At 70.0% G+C, this 17,775-nt stretch carries 19 protein-coding genes; 2 read left to right on the top strand and 17 right to left on the bottom strand.

From position 1 onward, the window contains the following. Nucleotides 1–18 precede the first annotated feature (18 nt). The 12 genes from OG594_RS13320 to OG594_RS13265 form a co-directional block, all read right to left on the bottom strand. Nucleotides 19–2,859, bottom strand: coding sequence for an RNA helicase (locus OG594_RS13320; protein WP_266598436.1), 2,841 nt, complete (start codon nt 2,857–2,859; stop codon nt 19–21). Nucleotides 2,860–2,905: 46 nt separating this feature from the next. Beyond that, the gene (locus OG594_RS13315) at nt 2,906–3,805 is read right to left on the bottom strand and encodes a diacylglycerol kinase (RefSeq protein ID WP_266598434.1); all 900 of its coding nucleotides are present in this window, start codon (nt 3,803–3,805) and stop codon (nt 2,906–2,908) included. A gap of 81 nt (nt 3,806–3,886) precedes the next feature. Beyond that, nucleotides 3,887–4,852, bottom strand: a complete 966-nt coding sequence (gene tatC / locus OG594_RS13310; protein WP_266598432.1) for a twin-arginine translocase subunit TatC — start codon at nt 4,850–4,852, stop codon at nt 3,887–3,889. Between the two features lie 47 nt (nt 4,853–4,899). Continuing rightward, complete coding sequence (gene tatA, locus OG594_RS13305) at nt 4,900–5,190, bottom strand: Sec-independent protein translocase subunit TatA (protein ID WP_266598430.1); 291 nt, start codon at nt 5,188–5,190, stop codon at nt 4,900–4,902. Nucleotides 5,191–5,359: 169 nt separating this feature from the next. After that, nucleotides 5,360–5,560, bottom strand: a complete 201-nt coding sequence (locus OG594_RS13300; protein WP_266598428.1) for a hypothetical protein — start codon at nt 5,558–5,560, stop codon at nt 5,360–5,362. Between the two features lie 26 nt (nt 5,561–5,586). Further along, nucleotides 5,587–5,814: a hypothetical protein gene (locus OG594_RS13295; RefSeq protein ID WP_266598426.1), complete on the bottom strand. Its 228-nt coding sequence runs from the start codon at nt 5,812–5,814 to the stop codon at nt 5,587–5,589. 14 nt (nt 5,815–5,828) lie between these two features. After that, nucleotides 5,829–6,797 (bottom strand): YafY family protein, encoded by a 969-nt coding sequence (locus OG594_RS13290; protein WP_266598424.1) that lies wholly within the window; start codon nt 6,795–6,797, stop codon nt 5,829–5,831. A gap of 103 nt (nt 6,798–6,900) precedes the next feature. Further along, nucleotides 6,901–7,857, bottom strand: a complete 957-nt coding sequence (locus tag OG594_RS13285) for a YafY family protein (protein WP_266598422.1) — start codon at nt 7,855–7,857, stop codon at nt 6,901–6,903. Between the two features lie 172 nt (nt 7,858–8,029). Continuing rightward, nucleotides 8,030–8,422 carry an FKBP-type peptidyl-prolyl cis-trans isomerase gene (locus tag OG594_RS13280; protein WP_030016328.1) on the bottom strand — a complete coding sequence of 131 codons (393 nt, stop codon included), beginning with the start codon at nt 8,420–8,422 and terminating at the stop codon, nt 8,030–8,032. A 28-nt stretch (nt 8,423–8,450) separates the two neighbouring features. Further along, nucleotides 8,451–9,392 carry an FKBP-type peptidyl-prolyl cis-trans isomerase gene (locus OG594_RS13275; protein ID WP_266598420.1) on the bottom strand — a complete coding sequence of 314 codons (942 nt, stop codon included), beginning with the start codon at nt 9,390–9,392 and terminating at the stop codon, nt 8,451–8,453. Nucleotides 9,393–9,519: 127 nt separating this feature from the next. Continuing rightward, nucleotides 9,520–10,881 (bottom strand): Pup--protein ligase, encoded by a 1,362-nt coding sequence (gene pafA / locus OG594_RS13270; RefSeq protein WP_030016332.1) that lies wholly within the window; start codon nt 10,879–10,881, stop codon nt 9,520–9,522. Nucleotides 10,882–11,009: 128 nt separating this feature from the next. After that, a complete protein-coding gene (locus OG594_RS13265; RefSeq protein ID WP_266598418.1) occupies nt 11,010–12,272 on the bottom strand; it encodes an MFS transporter in 1,263 nt (420 codons plus the stop codon). Nucleotides 12,273–12,419: 147 nt separating this feature from the next. Between OG594_RS13265 and OG594_RS13260 the strand changes: the two genes are divergently transcribed. Continuing rightward, nucleotides 12,420–13,418, top strand: coding sequence for a LacI family DNA-binding transcriptional regulator (locus OG594_RS13260; protein WP_266598416.1), 999 nt, complete (start codon nt 12,420–12,422; stop codon nt 13,416–13,418). Between the two features lie 83 nt (nt 13,419–13,501). Here the strand turns inward: OG594_RS13260 and prcA are convergent, their stop codons facing one another. From prcA to OG594_RS47075, 3 genes are read right to left on the bottom strand one after another with little or no spacing between them, the layout of a single operon-like run. Next, nucleotides 13,502–14,266, bottom strand: a complete 765-nt coding sequence (prcA, locus tag OG594_RS13255; RefSeq protein ID WP_078909722.1) for a proteasome subunit alpha — start codon at nt 14,264–14,266, stop codon at nt 13,502–13,504. Between the two features lie 46 nt (nt 14,267–14,312). Then, nucleotides 14,313–15,152 carry a proteasome subunit beta gene (gene prcB / locus OG594_RS13250; RefSeq protein WP_030016344.1) on the bottom strand — a complete coding sequence of 280 codons (840 nt, stop codon included), beginning with the start codon at nt 15,150–15,152 and terminating at the stop codon, nt 14,313–14,315. Further along, nucleotides 15,104–15,337: an endonuclease VII domain-containing protein gene (locus tag OG594_RS47075; protein ID WP_323185304.1), complete on the bottom strand. Its 234-nt coding sequence runs from the start codon at nt 15,335–15,337 to the stop codon at nt 15,104–15,106. The genes prcB and OG594_RS47075 overlap by 49 nt, the downstream gene beginning before the upstream one ends. Here OG594_RS47075 and OG594_RS47070 point away from each other — a divergent pair. Further along, nucleotides 15,266–15,655, top strand: a complete 390-nt coding sequence (locus tag OG594_RS47070) for a hypothetical protein (protein ID WP_323185315.1) — start codon at nt 15,266–15,268, stop codon at nt 15,653–15,655. The two genes, OG594_RS47075 and OG594_RS47070, sit on opposite strands and share 72 nt — an antisense overlap. A gap of 80 nt (nt 15,656–15,735) precedes the next feature. On the opposite strand, the gene OG594_RS13240 is transcribed toward OG594_RS47070, so the two are convergent. Together OG594_RS13240 and dop are read right to left on the bottom strand one after the other, a co-directional pair. Beyond that, nucleotides 15,736–15,948 (bottom strand): ubiquitin-like protein Pup, encoded by a 213-nt coding sequence (locus OG594_RS13240; protein ID WP_030233608.1) that lies wholly within the window; start codon nt 15,946–15,948, stop codon nt 15,736–15,738. 199 nt (nt 15,949–16,147) lie between these two features. Next, nucleotides 16,148–17,659, bottom strand: a complete 1,512-nt coding sequence (gene dop / locus OG594_RS13235; RefSeq protein ID WP_266598411.1) for a depupylase/deamidase Dop — start codon at nt 17,657–17,659, stop codon at nt 16,148–16,150. Between the last annotated feature and the right edge of the window lie 116 nt (nt 17,660–17,775).

Below are 17,775 nucleotides of genomic sequence, written 5' to 3'. Positions count from 1 at the left end.
AGGAAGCCCCAAAACCGCCTAGCCGACCGAGCTGTAGGCCACTACACCCCGAAGCAAGGCGTCGACGGCCTTGCGGGCATTTCGCGCCACCGTGCTCCCGCTGTCGCCGGAGGCCGCCGGAGCCGCCGCAGCGACCTGCCCGAGCACGTCGATGACCTGCTTGCACCAGCGCACGAAGTCACCGGCCGGCATCTCCGCCTCGCGCAACACCTCGTCCAGACTCTTGTCGGAGGCCCACTGGTACGCCGCCCACGCGAAACCGAGGTCCGGCTCGCGCTGGCCCACGCCCTCCGCCTGGTTGATGCGGTGCTCCTCCTCCAGAGCGTCGAGGCGGCCCCAGATCCGGACCATCTCGCCGAGCGCCACCTTCGCCGCGCCACCGGGCACCTTCGGCGCGACCGCGTCGTCGGACTGCCGCGCCTCGAAGACCAACGCCGAGACGCAGGCGGCCAGTTCAGCGGGGCTCAAGCCCTCCCACACCCTGGCGCGCAGGCATTCGGAGGCCAGCAGGTCCAGCTCCCCGTACAGCCGGGCGAGCCGCTTGCCGTGCACGGTGACCTCGTCCTCGCGCAGGTAGTCCAGCTCGGTCAGCAGCGCGTGGATCCGGTCGAAGGTGCGGGCGATGGTGTTCGTCCGCCCCTCGATCCGCCGCTCCAGCTGCTGGGTGTCCCGCTTGAGCCGGTGGTAGCGCTCCGCCCAGCGGGCGTGGTCCTCGCGCTCGTCGCAGCCGTGGCAGGGGTGCGCCCGCAGCTCGCTGCGCAGCCGGGCGATCTCACGGTCGTCGGCGGCCGCGGCCCGGCCGCGGGAGCGCCGTTCCGGCGTGATGTGCCCGGCCTTGGTCCGCAGTTGGGACGCCAGGTCCCGACGGGACTGCGGCGAGCGCGCGTTGAAGGTCTTGGGGATCCGCATCCGGTCGAGCGCCTCGACCGGGACCGGGAAGTCGATCGCGGCGAGCCGCTTGACCTGCCGCTCGGCGGTGAGCACCAGCGGACGCGGGCCCTCGGCGTACTCGTGCCCGCGGTGCCCGTTGACCCGCCCGGCCGGCACGCCCGGGTCCAGGACCAGCGCGAGCCCGGCGAACTTGCCCGTCGGCACGTGGATGATGTCGCCCGGCTTGAGCTTCTCCAGCGAACTGGCCGCCTGCACCCGGCGCTGCGCCGCGCCCTGCTTGGCCAGGTCCGTCTCGCGGTCCTTGAGGTCACGGCGCAGCTGCGCGTACTCCTCGAAGTTCCCCAGGTGGCAGGTCATGCCCTCCTGGTAGCCCTCCAGGCCCTCCTCGTTGCGCTGGACCTGCCGGGAGATCCCGACGACCGAGCGGTCGGCCTGGAACTGCGCGAAGGAGGTCTCCAGGAGCTCGCGCGAGCGGTGCCGCCCGAACTGGCTGACCAGGTTCACGGCCATGTTGTAGGACGGCTTGAAGCTGGAACGCAGCGGATACGTACGGGTACCCGCGAGCCCGGCGAGCCCCGCCGGGTCCATGCCCCGCTGCCAGAGCACGACCGCGTGGCCCTCGATGTCGATGCCGCGCCGCCCGGCCCGGCCGGTCAGCTGCGTGTACTCGCCGGGGGTGATGTCGGCGTGCTGCTCGCCGTTCCACTTGACCAGCTTCTCCAAGATCACCGTGCGCGCGGGCATGTTGATGCCGAGCGCCAGGGTCTCCGTGGCGAAGACGGCCTTCACCAGGCCGCGGACGAAGAGCTCCTCCACGACCTCCTTGAAGGTGGGCAGCATGCCCGCGTGGTGCGCGGCGATGCCCCGCTCCAGCCCTTCGAGCCACTCGTAGTACCCCAGGACGTGCAGGTCCTCGGTGGGGATGGAGGCGGTCCGCGCCTCGACGAGCTCGCGGACCTTGAGCCGCGCGGGCTCGTCGTTCAGCCGCAGGCCCGCGTACAGGCACTGCTGGACGGCGGCCTCGCAGCCGGCCCGGCTGAAGATGAAGTTGATGGCGGGCAGCAGCCCGTCGTTGTCGAGGCGGGCGATGACCTCGGGGCGGGACGGGGTCCAGATCCGGCCGCGGGAGCGTCGTTCGCGCTCGCGGTCGGCCTCGCGGACCATCTTGCCGCGCCGCCGGTCCTTCGGACTGTAGGTGCGGCTGTTCTCCTCGCGGGCCATGCGCAGCAGGTCGGGATTGACCTCCCGGCGCGCGGAGCCGCGGCCGCCGTGGTCGGACTCCTCCTCGAAGAGGTCGTAGATCCGACGGCCGGCCATGACGTGCTGCCACAGCGGTACGGGCCGCTCCTCGGAGACGATCACCTCGGTGTCCCCGCGCACGGTGTCCAGCCAGTCGCCGAACTCCTCGGCGTTGGACACGGTGGCCGACAGGGAGACCAGGGTGACCGACTCGGGGAGGTGGATGATCACTTCCTCCCAGACGGCCCCGCGGAACCGGTCGGAGAGGTAGTGGACCTCGTCCATCACGACGTAGCCGAGGCCGAGCAGCGACTGCGAGCCCGCGTACAGCATGTTGCGGAGCACCTCGGTGGTCATCACGACCACCGGCGCCTCGGAGTTGACGCTGTTGTCACCCGTCAGCAGGCCCACCTTGTCGGCGCCGTAGCGCTTGACGAGGTCGGCGTACTTCTGGTTCGACAGCGCCTTGATCGGCGTCGTGTAGAAGCACTTGCGGCCCTGCTGGAGGGCCAGGTGCACGGCGAACTCGCCGACGATGGTCTTGCCCGAGCCGGTCGGGGCGGCGACGAGGACGCCTTTGCCGGCCTCGAGCGCCTTGCAGGCCTCGACCTGATACGGGTCCAGGTCGAAGTCGTACATCTCGCGGAAGGGGGCCAGGGCAGAGGCCTCTTCGGCGGCGCGGATCCGGGCAGCGGCGTACCGCTCGGCGGGTGAGAGTTCTTCGGTCATCTTGCTGTCGAGCCTACCCGCCACCTCTGACAACAGTCGCGATCATTTAAGTGAGCAGCCGGACGGCCCGGGGAACGCATTCCGCGGTCACCGGCAGCGCCCCCAGCGGCTCGCCGTCGGCGTACGCGCCGAGGCCCGCCGCCTCCAGGCTGATCTTCCTGGCCCGGTGGACGGTCACCTTCGGATGGCCGAGGTGGCGGCCCTTGTAGACCTGCGGGAACACCTTGAGCAGGGTGGCCCGGCTACAGTCGCCGACCACCGTGACGTCGAAGAGCCCGTCGTCGGGGACGGCGTCCGCGCAGATGCGCATGCCCCCGCCGTAGGAGGATCCGTTGCCGACGGCCACCAGCGTGGCCTCGGTCTCGATCACCGGCCCGTCGTCCAGGGTGATCCGGTACGGGAACGGCCGGAAGGCGGCCAGCTCCGCGATCATCGCCAGGTCGTACTTGAACCGCCCGACCGGCAGCCGCATCCGGTTGCCCCGGTCGTTGACCCGCGAGTCGAAGCCGGAGCACAGCACGGTCCCGAACCACTTCTCGTAGTCGGCGCCGCCCACCCGGCCCAGGTCGATCTCCCGGATCCGGCTCTCCTTGACGGCTTCGGCGGCGATCCGCCCGGCCCGCGCCGGCTCCCGTACGGGCAGCCCCATCGCCCGCGCGAAGTCGTTACCGGTGCCCACCGCGACCACCCCGAGCGGCACCGGCGTCCCCGCCAGGGCCTGGAGCGCGAGGGAGACCATCCCGTCGCCGCCCACCGCGATCACCGCACCGGTGCCCTCACGGACGGCGGCCGTCAGTCGGGCCAGCGCGTCGGGCGCGTCGGCGCCCACGACGGTCCGGACGGAGAATCCGGCCTCCCGGACGGCCGAAGCGGCCGGCTGCGCGGCGTGCGCGCCCCGGCCGCGTCCGGCTGTGGGATTGACGAAGAGGGTGACCTCGTGGCTCATCCACGGGAATGTACCGGAGCCCTTTCTCGGGCTCCGGTCGCCCCCGGGGGCACCTCCCGGCGGTGGCCGGGGGCGCACCCGTCAGGTGGCGTCGTCGTATCCGTTGATCCGCTGGCGTCCGCCGTCGGCCTGCTCGGGCAGCGCCGCGGGGGCCGGGACGGATTCCAGCTCGCCGATCGGCGACGGCGTGAGGTCCAGCTGGGAGGCCTCGTCGTCGCTCAGTTCCGCGTCGGGGTCGTTGCGCCTGCGCCTGCGGTCGTTGAGGAGACAGATGCCGAGGGCGGCGAAGTAGAGGGCCACGATGGGCACGGCCAGCGCGAGCATCGTCGGCGGGTCACCGGTGGGCGTCGCGAAGGCGGCGAAGATCGTGATGCCGAGGACCATGCCCCGCCACCAGCCCGCCAGCCGCTTTCCGGTGAGCACACCGGTGAAGTTCAGCAGGATCAGCAGCAGCGGTAGCTCGAAGGCCAGGCCGAACACGATCACCATGCGGGTGACCAGGTCGAGGTAGTCGTCGACCGGCAGCAGGTTGCGCGCGTGGTCGGGGGTGAACTCGAGCATGATCGTCGCGGTCTGCGGGAGGATCTTGTACGCGATCACCGCGCCGGTCAGGAAGAGGGGCGCGCCGACCGCCACGAAGCTCCGCGCGTACTTCTTCTCGTGGCTGTGCAGTCCGGGCGCGGCGAACGCCCACAGCTGGTACAGCCACACCGGGGCGGACAGCACCACACCGGCCATCAGCGCGACCTTCAGGGCGATCGAGAACGCCGAGATCAGGCCGTTCACGGTCATGTCGGCGCAGGGGCGGCCGTTGCGCTGGGTCACCACACCGTCCGTACAGCCGACGGAGTCCAGCATCGGCTTCAACAGGAAGTTGATGATCTCCCGGTAGAAGAACGCGGCGATGATCGTGATCACCACGATCGCCAGGACCGACTTCAGCAGGCGGTTACGAAGCTCACGCAGGTGCTCGACGAGAGGCATGCGCCCTTCGGCGTCCTTCGCCTGCCGTTCCTTCTTCTCCTGCTTGCGGGCAGAGTTGAGCAACCCACGTCCCTTGTCTCGTTGCAGATGACTGGCGTGTACGGCGGGTGTCAGCCCTGGGCGGTGCGGTTCGGCTCGCTGACCGGACGCGAGCTGCTGACGTCACCCGGAGCGGCCTGGATGGTACGCGGGGCGACGGGCTGCTGCGCGGACTGGTCCGCGGGCGCGGCGGCGGCGACGTCGTCACCCTCGCCGTCCTTCTTCATGGCCTTGGCCTCGCTCTTGAGGATGCGGGCCGACTTGCCGAGGGAGCGGGCCATGTCAGGGAGCTTCTTGGCGCCGAACAGCAGGATGATGAGTCCGACAATGACGAGGATTTCCCAACCCCTGAAGTTGCCCATAGGTATCTTCCTTCTTCTCCGAGGTTCACAGCACGCCGGACGGGCGCCTAGGACTTGCTCTACCGAGGATCGTAACCCCCGGGGGTTAACGCCCGGCAATCCCCGGGGGTCCCCGCGGTTGTACCTGGGCAGGTACACCATGCCCCGTTACAACGCGTTCGTCCCCCTGTCAGGGACGTACGTCGTGTCCCGCCCGGGCCAGGTCGACGGCCGCCCGCTCGAGGTCCGCCGAGGCCTCGGTGACCCGGCGGCTGGCCTGCGCCACCTGGGAGGCCAGTCTGCGCACCTCCACGTACACCCGCACCGCGAGCACGGCGAGCACGGCCACTCCGAGGAAGCCCAGGACAATTGCGAACATCGGCCACAGCATGGGGCGAGCCTAGGCCACCCGCCCGGTCAGACGCTGCGCAGGGTGCTCACGCCACCACCGGTGAGCAGTTCCACGATCCGCTCGCCGGCGGGTTTGCGTACGGCGGCACCGCATTCGGGACAGGTGAAGGAATAGAAGGTGGTCCGCCTGCTCCCGCCGATGGCCAGCCGCAGGGCGCCCGCGTCCAGCTCGAAGCGGGCCCGGCAGTCGGGACAAGAAGCCTTGAAGGCGACGGGCCCGGACGTTGGCGACATCGAGCGCGTTCCCCTCAGACCTGTTCCCCGTACCCCGCCAGGGCCTCCCGGGCGGCGCTGCGCGCGCTGTCCGCCAGCTCGGCCGGAGCGACGATCCGGCCCTCGCGGCCCAGCCGCAGCGCCAGCCGGCGCAACGAGGCCGGGTCCGGGCTGCGCAGGGTGATCCGCAGACCGCCCCCGGTCAGCTCCTCCGCGCTGTCGTGCGGGTAGTACTCGGCGACCCAGCGCCCGCCCGGCCCCACCTCGACCACGACCTCCGGGTCCTCGGCCGCCGGCTGGACCAGGCCCTCGGACAGGTCGCGCGGCTCGATGGCGGGCGGCTCGGCCCGCTCGTCCAGCAGCCGGATCTCCGCGACCCGGTCGAGGCGGAAGGTGCGCCGGGCCTCCGAGAGGTGACACCAGCCCTCCATGTACGTGTGGCCCACCGCGAAGAGCCGGATCGGGTCGACCGTGCGCTCGGTGAGCTCGTCCCGCGCGGGCGAGTAGTAGCGCAGCCACAGCCGCCGGCGCTCCGCGATGGCCCGGTCGACGTCCGCGAAGACCCCGCCCTCGGACTCGAAGGTCACCGACAGCCGGGAGCTGGCCCCGGCCACCTCGCCCGCGGCCGCCTCCAGCTTGGCCGTGGCCCGCAGCAGGGCGTTCCGGTCGCTCTCGCGCAGCCCCGGCAAGGTGGCCACCGCGCGCGCGGCCACCAGCAGCGCGGTCGCCTCGTCGGCGGCCAGCCGCAGCGGCTCGGCGGTGGACTCCCCCGAGGCGTCGGGGTTGCGCCACCAGATGCGCTCCCCGTCGGTGTCGATGTCGAGCAGGTCCCCGCCCCGGAAGCTCGTCCCGCACATGGGCAGCACGTCGAGGTCCGAGATCAGCTCGTCCTCCGTGATCCCGAAGGCGCGCGCGACGTCCGCGACGTGCGCGCCGGGGCGCTCGCGCAGATAGGTCACCAGGGACAGCATCCGGCGGGTCTGGTCGATGGCGTTGGCAGCCATGCTGGTACGTCTCCCCCTCAGGGCACGTCTTGGATGTCGCTCTTGTGGAACGCTGCGGCCGCGGATCGGCCGCCGGGCCCGCGGGCCCCGGGATCGGGCCCGCTCAGGCCCCGGCCACGGCCCGCAGCCGGTCCACCACGTCCGCCCGCAGGTCGGGCGGACCGACCACGACGACGTCGGGCCCGAACTCCACGAGCCAGGCGTCCAGCCCGTGCCCGTACGGGATCTCCAGCTCGTCCCAGCCGTCCCCGCCCTCGCGGACCGCGGTGGCCTTGGCCCGCAGCGGGTAGCCCGCCCCGGCCCGCAGCCGGATCAGCGCGCTGCGGTCCGCGCTCTCCCCGGCCCAGCTCGCCACGGTCTCCCGCACGGTCACCACGTCCGGCACGTCGGCGGTGTACTTCGCGGCCCGGGAGCGGACCTTGCCGGTGATCCGGGAGAGCCGGAACACCCGCTCCGCCCCGCGGTCGCGGTCGTAACCGGCCAGGTACCAGTGGCCGCGCCAGCACTCCAGCGCCCAGGGCTCCACCTGCCGGGCCTCGGGCCGGGCGGCGGTGGACTTGCGGTAGTCGAAGACCACCGGCCGGCGGTCCCGGCAGGCCAGCATCAGCGGCTCGAAGGCCGCCTCGTGGACCGGGATGCGCGGCTCGATCGCACTGTGCTGCCCCTCGTACGGGTCCTCCGCCTCGGGCATCCCGCCCGCGCGCAGCTTCTGCAGGGCCCCGCTGGCGGCCCCCGCCAACCGCGCCTGCTGCCAGACCTTGGCCGCCAGCCCAAGGGCCGCGGCCTCCTCGGCGTCCAGCGAGACGGGAGGCAACCGGTTGCTGTCCCGGCGGGCCAGGTAACCGGTCTCGCCGTCCAGGTTCTCCACCGTCTCGATGACGAGGCCGAGTTCGCGCAGGTCGTCCTTGTCCCGCTCGAACATGCGGTTGAACGACTCGTCGTTGCCGGCTTCCATGTAGGCCTCGATGGAACCGCGCAACTCCCGCTTGCTGAGCGGCCGGCGGGTCCCCAGCAGACACAGCGCCAGATTCATCAGCCGCTCGGCCTTGGCAATCGCCATCGACGCCCTTCCGCCCTTCTCCGCCTGCACATCCGTCGGACCGTCACACGGGCCACGCCCGGTTGCGGACGGACCCGTTGACCGTTGACCGTACCGCCCCGGCGCGCCCGGGCAAAAGCGAGGGGCCCCCGCCGGACGGCGGGGGCCCCTGCACCGATCGCGGATGACCGGATCAGCCGACCTTGACCAGGTCGCAGACGAAGATCAGCGTCTCGCCCGGGGCGATCGCACCGCCCGCGCCACGGTCGCCGTACGCGAGGTGCGCCGGGATCGTCAGCTTGCGGCGGCCACCGACCTTCATGCCCTGGACGCCCTGGTCCCAGCCTGCGATGACCTGACCGATGCCGAGCTGGAACTGCAGCGCGGAACCGCGGTTCCAGGAGGCGTCGAACTCCTCACCGGTGGAGAAGGCCACACCCACGTAGTGGACGGAGACCCGGTCGCCCTTCTTGGCCTCGGCGCCGTCGCCCACCCAGATGTCGTCGATCACGAGGTCCTTGGGGGCCTCGCCCTCGGGGAAGTCGATCTCGGGCTTCTGGAGGTCACTCACGGAACTTCTCCTCATACGTACGAAACGGTCAACCGGAACAGTCTTACATCACCGCGAGGATGTCGAGGCTGAAGACCAGCGTCGACTTCGCCGGGATGGTGCCCTGCTCCTTGTCCCCGAAGGCCTGGTCCGGCGGGATGACCAGCAGGATGCGGCTGCCGGCCTTCTTGCCGACGATGCCGTCCTTCAGACCCTTGACCGAAAGCTCACCCAGCGGCCAGGTGATCGCCTGGCCACTGGTGTAGGTGCTCTCGAAGGACTTGTCGTCCTTCCACGTCTTGCCGTTGAACCTGACCACGACGCTGTCGGTGTCCTTCACGACCGCGCCGTCACCCTCCAGGACGTAGTCCGAGACCAGCTTGGTGGGCTCGGCGGTGTCCTTCGGGACGGTCACCGAAACTTCCTTGCCGTCCGTGTTCGTGCCGACCTTGGGCAGGTCCTTGTTGTCCTGGGCGACCTCCTTGCCCGTGGCCGAGGCCGGGACGGACGTGCCCTTGACGATGTCCACGACGAAGACCAGCGTGGCGTTCGGCTTGATCTTCGGGGGCGAGCCCTGGGCCCCGTAACCGAGCTCCGGCGGGATCACCAGCTCGACGCGGCTGCCGACCTTCTGGCCCTCCAGGCCCTGGTCCCAGCCCTTGATGACCGCGCCGGCGCCGATCGTCACGTCGAAGGGCGCGGGCCGCCCGAAGCTCTTGTCGAACGACTCGTTGCCGTCCCACACCTGGCCGAGGTAGTGGACCTGCGCGATGTCGTCCTTCTTGAGCACCGGCCCGGCGCCCTCGCTGATGGTCACCACCTTGAGCTCCTTGGGCGGCGCGCCCTTCCCCTTCGACAGGGTGGGCGTCTCCCCGAAGGCGGCACCCTTGGTGATCGCGGGAGCCCCGTTCTTCATCTGGGCGGAGTCGGAGCCGCTGTCGTCGCCACACGCTGCGGTCGTCAGCAGCAGCAGGGGTACGACAAGCAGGCCGGCAAGTCGGCGCACGTGTTCCTCAGATCTCAGACGGCAAAGCGGTCGCTCGCCACTCTAAGCCGTGCACAGGGCCCCGTACGAGAGACGTACGGGGCCCTGGCGAGGAGTGCGATGTCACACTGCGGTTACTCTGCGGGTCCTACATGCCCGCGATCAGCTTCTCCACCCGGTCGTCCACCGACCGGAACGGGTCCTTGCACAGCACCGTCCGCTGCGCCTGGTCATTGAGCTTCAGGTGCACCCAGTCGACCGTGAAGTCCCGCCGCTGCTCCTGCGCCCGCCGGATGAAGTCCCCGCGCAGCCGCGCCCGCGTCGTCTGCGGGGGCACCGACTTGCCCTCGAAGATCTTCAGGTCGTTGCAGATCCGCGCCGCCTGCCCCTTGCGCTCCAGCAGGTAGTACAGCCCGCGCCGACGGTGGATGTCGTGGTACGCGAGGTCTATCTGGGCCACCCGCGGATTCGACATGGTCATGTTGTGCTTGGCCCGGTACCGCTCGATCAGCTGGTACTTCATGACCCAGTCGATCTCGGTCCCGATCCGATCCAGGTCCTCCGCGTCGATCGCGTCGAGCGTGCGGCCCCACAGCTCCAGCACCTGGTCCACCACGCCGGTACGGATCCCCCGGCGCTCGGCGAAGTCCACCGCCTTGTCGTAGTACTCCCGCTGGATCTCCAGCGCCGAAGCCTCCCGGCCGCTCGCGAGGCGCACCTTGCGCTGACCCGTGATGTCGTGGCTGACCTCACGGATCGCCCGGATCGGGTTCTCCAGGGTCAGGTCCCGCATCACCGTGCCCGCCTCGATCATGCGCAGCACCAGGTCGGTGGCCCCGACCTTGAGCAGCATGGTCGTTTCGGACATGTTCGAGTCACCCACGATCACGTGCAGCCTGCGGTAGCGCTCGGCATCCGCGTGCGGCTCGTCCCGGGTGTTGATGATCGGCCGCGAGCGGGTCGTCGCGGAGCTGACGCCCTCCCAGATGTGCTCGGCCCGCTGACTCACGCAGTAGACCGCACCCCGCGGCGTCTGCAGCACCTTGCCGGCGCCACAGATCAGCTGGCGCGTGACGAGGAACGGAATGAGAATGTCCGCCAGGCGGGAGAATTCCCCGTGCCGGGCCACCAGGTAGTTCTCGTGGCAGCCGTACGAGTTGCCCGCCGAGTCGGTGTTGTTCTTGAAGAGATAGACGTCGCCCGCGATTCCTTCCTCGTGCAGGCGTCGTTCGGCGTCGACGAGCAGACCTTCGAGAATGCGCTCGCCTGCTTTGTCGTGAGTGACCAGCTCGGTCACGTTGTCGCATTCGGGAGTTGCATATTCCGGATGCGAACCCACGTCGAGGTACAGGCGGGCGCCGTTCCGCAGGAAGACATTGCTGCTGCGGCCCCATGACACAACACGGCGGAAGAGGTAGCGCGCCACTTCGTCAGGAGACAGTCGGCGCTGTCCCCTGAACGTGCACGTGACGCCGTACTCGTTCTCCAGCCCGAAAATGCGGCGGTCCATGACTGAACATTACGCCTTCTGCCCTCTTCTGAAACCGGGTTCGGGAGCGCCATTTCGATCAGCTCCCGCCAGCGGGCCGATCGGCGCCCCGATCACGGCCCGATCGGCCCAGCCGGCGCACCCACCGATCAGGACGCCGACGACACCTCCGACGGCACGTCAGGAGCCACCTCCGACGCACCGTCGGACGAACCCGCCACCGCGCGACTGCGCCCACCAGTTGCCAGCACCCGCTGAGTGACCATCAGGACCAACAGCGCCGAACCGCCGGCCACGCTCGCCACACCGAAGCCCGACGCGGTACCGCCCAGCTCCACCGCCGGCCCCGCCGCCGCCGTACCGATCGCCGCACCCACCCCGAAGAACGTCACCAACCACGAGAACGCCTCCGTCACCGTGCCCGCCGGAGCGTGCCGGTCCACCACGATGAACGCACACGCCAGCGCGGGCGCCAGGAACACGCCCGACAGCGCCGACAACCCCGTCATCGCCACCGCACCCGGAACCAACATCAGCGGCAGGTAGCAAACCGCCAGCAGAGCCACCAACAGCCGCAGCCGCCGCTCGGGCGCACCGGCCCACTGCCGCGCACCGTAGAACACCCCACCGATCAGCGCACCCAGCCCCAGCGCCGCCATCAGCCAGCCGTACACCGCCTGACCGCCGTGATCGTCCGCGTACGCCACACCCGCCACCGTGATCGAACCCAGCGCCATGCCCACGAAGAAGAACGCACCCAGCAGCGCCAACAGCCCCCGCGAACGCAGCGCCCCCAGCCAATGCGCCTCCCGCGGCTCCGAACGCCACGTCCGCGACGGCTCGCTGACCACCACCGACAGCGCACCCAGCACACCGATCGCGTTCAGCGCCAGCAGCGCCCCCGCCGGCGACCACATCGCCACGAACAGCGTCACCAGCAACGGACCCACGGTGAACATGACCTCCTGGGCCACCGCGTCCATCGCGTACGCCGCGTGCACCTTCTCCTCGCGGCCGCCCAGCACCCCCGGCCACAGCGCCCGCAGCCCGCCCTCCAGCGGCGGCGTGAACAGCCCCGCGACCACCACCGCGGCGTACGCCGCCACCGCGGACCCCGTACCCGCGAACGCCAGCCACACCATGCCCAGCGCGGAGACCAGGGCCGCCGGAAGCTGCACCCGCGGCTGCCCGAACAGGTCCACGGCCCGCCCCAGCAGCGGCTGACCCACCGCGTTCGCCAACCCGTACGCGGCCGCCAGCGCCCCCGCCAGGCTGTAGCTGCCGCCCTCGGCACGCGTGAACAGCACGATCGCGATCGGCCCCGTGGCATTGGGCAGCCGGCCCACGAGCGTGCCCACCAGCAGCCTCGCGGCGTGCCTGGTCCTCAGCAGCTCCGCGTATCCCGCGGCCATCTCCGCCCCACCTTCTGCCCGGATCCAGCCGGGAGCCATCCAAGTAATACGTATAACGTGACGGCTCATACGTACCATGGCCGCAGTCCGCCGGTCCACCCCGCGGACCCCACCACACCCCCCGACCTCGCACTTCAGGAGCCCCCTGTGACGAGACCCACCAGCCGCGACGTGGCCACCGCCGCCGGGGTCTCCCAGGCCACCGTCTCCCTCGTCCTCGGCGACAAATGGCCCGGCCGCGTCTCCGAACGCACCGCCACCCACGTCCGCGAAACCGCCACCCGCCTCGGCTACCGCCCCAACCTCGCCGCCCGCAACCTCCGCCTCGGCACCACCCGCACCGCCCTCCTCGTCGTCCCCGCCCTCACCAACGAATTCTTCGCCCGCGTCTACACCGGAGCCGCCCGCGTCGCCGCCGCACACGGCTTCGGCGTCGTCCTCTACCCCTCCCCCGACGGCACCGGCCCCGCCCGCGACCCCTTCGCCTCCGCCCGCGCCGCCCTCGACGGAGTCATCGCCTCCTCCATGGCCGCCCACACCCTCGACGCCATCGGCGGCAACACCCTCCCCCTCGTCATGCTCGACAGCGACCCCGCCGCCGACACCGCCGCCGCCCACGTCAACCTCGCCATGGCCGACGGCATGCGCCAGATCACCGAACACCTCCTGGCCCTCGGCCACCGCCGCTTCCTCCACCTCGCCTCCGCCGTCGACTCCTGGACCTTCGACACCCGCGCCGAAGCCCTCACCGCCCTCCTGGGCCCCGACGCCGAGCTGCGCACCGTACGGGCCCCCCTCACCGTCGACGCCGCCCGTACGGCCATGGAGACCGCCCTGGCCACCCCCCAGGACCGCCCCACCGCCATCGTCTGCGACGACGACATCCTCGCCGCCGGCGCCTGCAAGGCCGCCCGCCGCCTCGGCCTGCGCATCCCCGAAGACCTCTCCGTCACCGGCTTCGACGACCTCGCCCTCGCCACCGCCGTCGAACCCGAACTCACCACCGTCCACCTCCCCGCCGAACGCGTCGGCGAACAAGGCATGACCGCCCTCCTCGCCGTCCTGGAAGGCACCGCCTGGACCGCCCCCGACATCCCCGTCCGACTCGTCGTCCGCGACTCCACGGGCCCCGCCCCGACGCCGTAGCCGACCGGACACGACGAAGCCCCGGCCCGCCGAGAACGGCGAACCGGGGCCCCTCACACACTGCGCCTACTCACACACTGCGCCTACTCGGCGTCGTCCTCCGGCGCCTCGTCGTTCGACACGGCATCGGCCTGCACCGCCGCCGTCACGTCCGCCTCCAGCAACCGCGACAGCTGCCGGCCCCGGATCCGCTTGAACTTGCGCTGCTGCGACCGCGTCCGGTCCAGCACCGCGACCTCCAGCCGCTCCGCCGGAATCGTCTTGTCCGCGCCGTTCGCCTGGCTGGACAGCGCCTGCACCGCCAACTTCAACGCCTCGGACAGGGTCATCCCGTCCTGGTGACGCTGGTCCAGGAAGGTGCTGATCTGCTCGGCATTGCCACCGACCGCGACCGAACCGTGCTCGTCCACGATCGAACCGTCGTGCGGCAGCCGGTAGATCTGGTCGCCCGCGGCGGTCGCACCGACCTCCGCGACCACCAGCTCCACCTCGTACGGCTTCTCACCGGCCGAGGAAAAGATGGTGCCGAGCGTCTGCGCGTAGACGTTCGCCAGCCCACGGGCCGTCACGTCGTCACGGTCGTAGGTGTACCCGCGCAGATCCGCGTACCGCACACCACCGATCCGCAGGTTCTCGTACTCGTTGTACTTGCCGGCGGCCGCGAAGCCGATCCGGTCGTAGATCTCGCTGAACTTGTGCAGCGCACGGGACGGGTTCTCGCCGACGAACACGATGCCGTCGGCGTACTGCAGCACGACCAGGCTGCGACCGCGGGCGATGCCCTTGCGGGCGTATTCCGCCCGGTCGGCCATGGCCTGCTGGGGTGACACATAGAACGGAGTCGACACCGGCTGTCCGTCCCTTTCTTCTGGGCTCCTACGGGGCGACGGATGGTCAGAGCAGAGCGGCGCGCGGGCCGTCGGGCTGCTCCAGCCGACGGTTGGTGACCGTACGGGCGAGCTCCTGAGACTCGTCGTCGGTCAGCCTGCGGAACCCCTCGTCCGTGATCACGGTGACGATCGGGTAGATGTGGCGGTACAGGTCCGGCCCACCGGTCGCCGAGTCGTCGTCGGCGGCGTCGTACAGCGCCTGGACGACCAGGGTGGTGGCCTGCTCCTCCGTCAGATCGGGGCGGAAGAGCTTCTTCATGGAGCCCCGGGCGAAGATCGAACCGGAACCGGTGGCGGCGTAACCGTGCTCCTCGGAGCGGCCGCCGGTCACGTCGTAGGAGAAGATCCGGCCCTTCTCCTTGGCCTCGTCGTACCCCGCGAACAGCGGCACGACGGCCAGGCCCTGCATGGCCATCCCCAGATTGCTCCGGATCATGGTGGAGAGCCGGTTCGCCTTGCCCTCCAGGGAGAGGGTCGTCCCCTCCACCTTCTCGAAGTGCTCCAGCTCCAGCTGGAACAGCTTGACCATCTCCACGGCCAGGCCGGCCGTACCGGCGATGCCGACGGCGGAGTACTCGTCGGCGGGGAACACCTTCTCGATGTCCCGCTGCGCGATCATGTTCCCCATGGTCGCCCGCCGGTCACCGGCGAGGACCACCCCACCGGGGAAGGTGGCGGCGACGATGGTCGTCCCGTGCGGCGCCTCGATCACGCCTTCCGGCAGCTTGCGGTTGCCGGGCAGCATCTCGGGCGAGTGCGCGCCCAGGAAGTCCATGAAGGACGACGACCCCGGCGTCAGGAAGGCTGCCGGTAGACGCCCTGTGCTACGAGTGTTGGGTTCCACAGGTTTCCTTCCACGTAAGCGGCTGCACGCCTCATGACGTCCGGCCGATCCTTGAACTGCCCCAGGGCTGCGTTACAGCTGAAGCACAGTACGCCTCGGACCTTACCCGTCTGATGATCGTGATCAACGTGCTCGGCCGGAGCCTTTTGGCAGATCACGCAGACACCGCCTTGAGCACCGATCATTTCGTCCCTATCGGCCTCGCTCATGCCGTACGAGCGCTTGAGATGGCCTGCACGGGCTTCGACCGCTCGACACGCCTTGCAGCGCGTCGACAACCCGTCCGAAGCCGTCTTGTTTCGGTCCCATTCCGCGTGGGGCTTGATCTCCCCGCAACGGCGGCAGTATTTGTGCCCGTCAGGGGCTTCGACACGGGGACGCACATTCTTCCCCTTGGCTATCTGGCGCTGCTGGTGGTACTCGGCTGCGCACGGCCTGCAGTAGCACTGCAGGCCGTCACGCATGGCCTTGTTCGAGGCGAAAGCCTCAAACGGCTTGAGTAAGCCACATCGCGGACACTGCTTCTCCGCCCCCGACACTCACCCTCCCCGGCGAGCCATTCACCTTCGATTCGAAGGCGAAATCACTCGCCACCCTTCTGAACGAAGGAGCGTACGAAATCCTCGGCGTTCTCCTCGAGCACATCATCGATTTCATCGAGTACGGAGTCGACGTCGTCGGAGAGCTTCTCCTGGCGCTCCTTGAGGTCGGTCGATTCTTCGACCGCTGCCTCCTCGACCTCCTCGGTCGAGCGCGTCGCCTTCTGCTGTCCGCCGCCGGTGTCCTTGGTCGCCATGTCTACCTCACCCCGCTCGGTTCGCACGCTCATGTCGAGAGACCCCGGGATTCGGGATCTCTCAAGATCAGACCCTACGTCGGACCCTATAGGGAGGGTCCGACATTCGTCCCCGCACTTGTTCAAAAGCTCGCAGCACAACGTCCGGTTCTCTTCATGATTCCCAGACCGGAGGCCTTTCAGGCCCCCCGGGCACCGCTCACTGCCCCGAAAGCACCCGCACCAGGTCCTCCGCCGTGCGGCAGCGGTCCAGAAGTTCCTTGACGTGGTTGCGCGTCCCCCGCAGGGGTTCCAGCGTCGGGACCCGCTGGAGCGAGTCCCGGCCGGGGAGGTCGAAGATCACCGAGTCCCAGGACGCCGCGGCCACGTCGTCCGCGTACTGCTCCAGGCAGCGGCCGCGGAAGTACGCCCGGGTGTCCTCCGGAGGCTTGCTCTGCGCCCGCTCCACCGCCGGCTCTTCCACCAGGCGCTTCATCTTGCCGCGGGCCACCAGGCGGTTGTAGAGGCCCTTCTCGGGCCGCACGTCCGAGTACTGGAGGTCCACCAGGTGCAGCCGCGCCGCGTCCCACTCCAGCCCGTCCCGGCGCCGGTAGCCCTCCAGGATCTCCCGCTTGGCGATCCAGTCCAGCTCCCCGGACAGGCTCATCGGGTCGCTCTCCAGCCGGCCCAGCACGTCCTCCCAGCGGCCCAGCACGTCCTTGGTCTGCTCGTCCGCGTCCGACCCGAAACGTTCGTCCACGTACTTCCGTGCCAGCTCGAAGTACTCCATCTGGAGTTGCACCGCGGTCAGTGTCCGGCCGCTGCGCAGCGTGATCAGGTGCTGGAGGTCGGGGTCGTGGGAGACCTGGTGCAGGGTGCGCACGGGCTGGTCGACGGCCAGGTCGACGTTGATGAACCCGTCCTCGATCATGGACAGGACGAGTGCGGTCGTGCCGAGTTTGAGGTAGGTGGAGATCTCGGAGAGGTTGGCGTCTCCGATGATCACGTGGAGCCGGCGGTACTTCTCGGCGTCCGAGTGGGGTTCGTCGCGGGTGTTGATGATGGGGCGCTTGAGGGTGGTCTCCAGGCCGACCTCGACTTCGAAGTAGTCGGCGCGCTGGCTGATCTGGAAGCCGTGTTCGCGGCCGTCCTGGCCGATGCCCACGCGTCCCGCGCCGGTCACGACCTGTCGCGAGACGAAGAAGGGGGTCAGGTGGCGCACGATCTCCGAGAAGGGGGTTTCCCGCTTCATCAGGTAGTTCTCGTGCGTGCCGTAGGAGGCGCCCTTGTTGTCGGTGTTGTTCTTGTAGAGGTGGATCGGTTGGGCGCCGGGGAGCTGGGCGGCGCGGACGGCCGCTTCGGCCATGATCCGCTCGCCGGCCTTGTCCCAGAGGACGGCGTCGAGCGGGTTGGTGATCTCGGGCGAGCTGTATTCGGGGTGTGCGTGGTCGACGTAGAGCCGTGCGCCGTTCGTGAGGATGACGTTGGCGAGGCCGATGTCCTCGTCGGTGAGCTGGCTGTTGTCGGCGGCCTCGCGGGCGAGGTCGAAGCCGCGGGCGTCCCGCAGCGGATTCTCCTCCTCGAAGTCCCAGCGGGCGCGTCGCGCCCGGTGCATCGCCGCCGCGTAGGCGTTGACGATCTGGGACGAGGTGAGCATGGCATTGGCGTTCGGGTGCCCCGGGACGGAGATCCCGTACTCCGTCTCGATCCCCATTACTCGCCGTACGGTCATGCGGCCCTCCTTGCCCGGCGGCGCTCCCCTTTCGGGAGCGGCGCTCAAGTACCGCTGGTGCTCCGGTGCGTGTGCCTGTGCGGTGCCCGTCCCCGCACTGCGCGTCCGGCGGTACG

Source organism: Streptomyces sp. NBC_01214, assembly GCF_026340975.1.
In the GTDB taxonomy this organism is placed as follows: domain Bacteria; phylum Actinomycetota; class Actinomycetes; order Streptomycetales; family Streptomycetaceae; genus Streptomyces.
The sequence above is the reverse complement of the archived record's forward strand: the minus strand, read 5'-3'. Positions and strand labels throughout refer to the sequence as shown.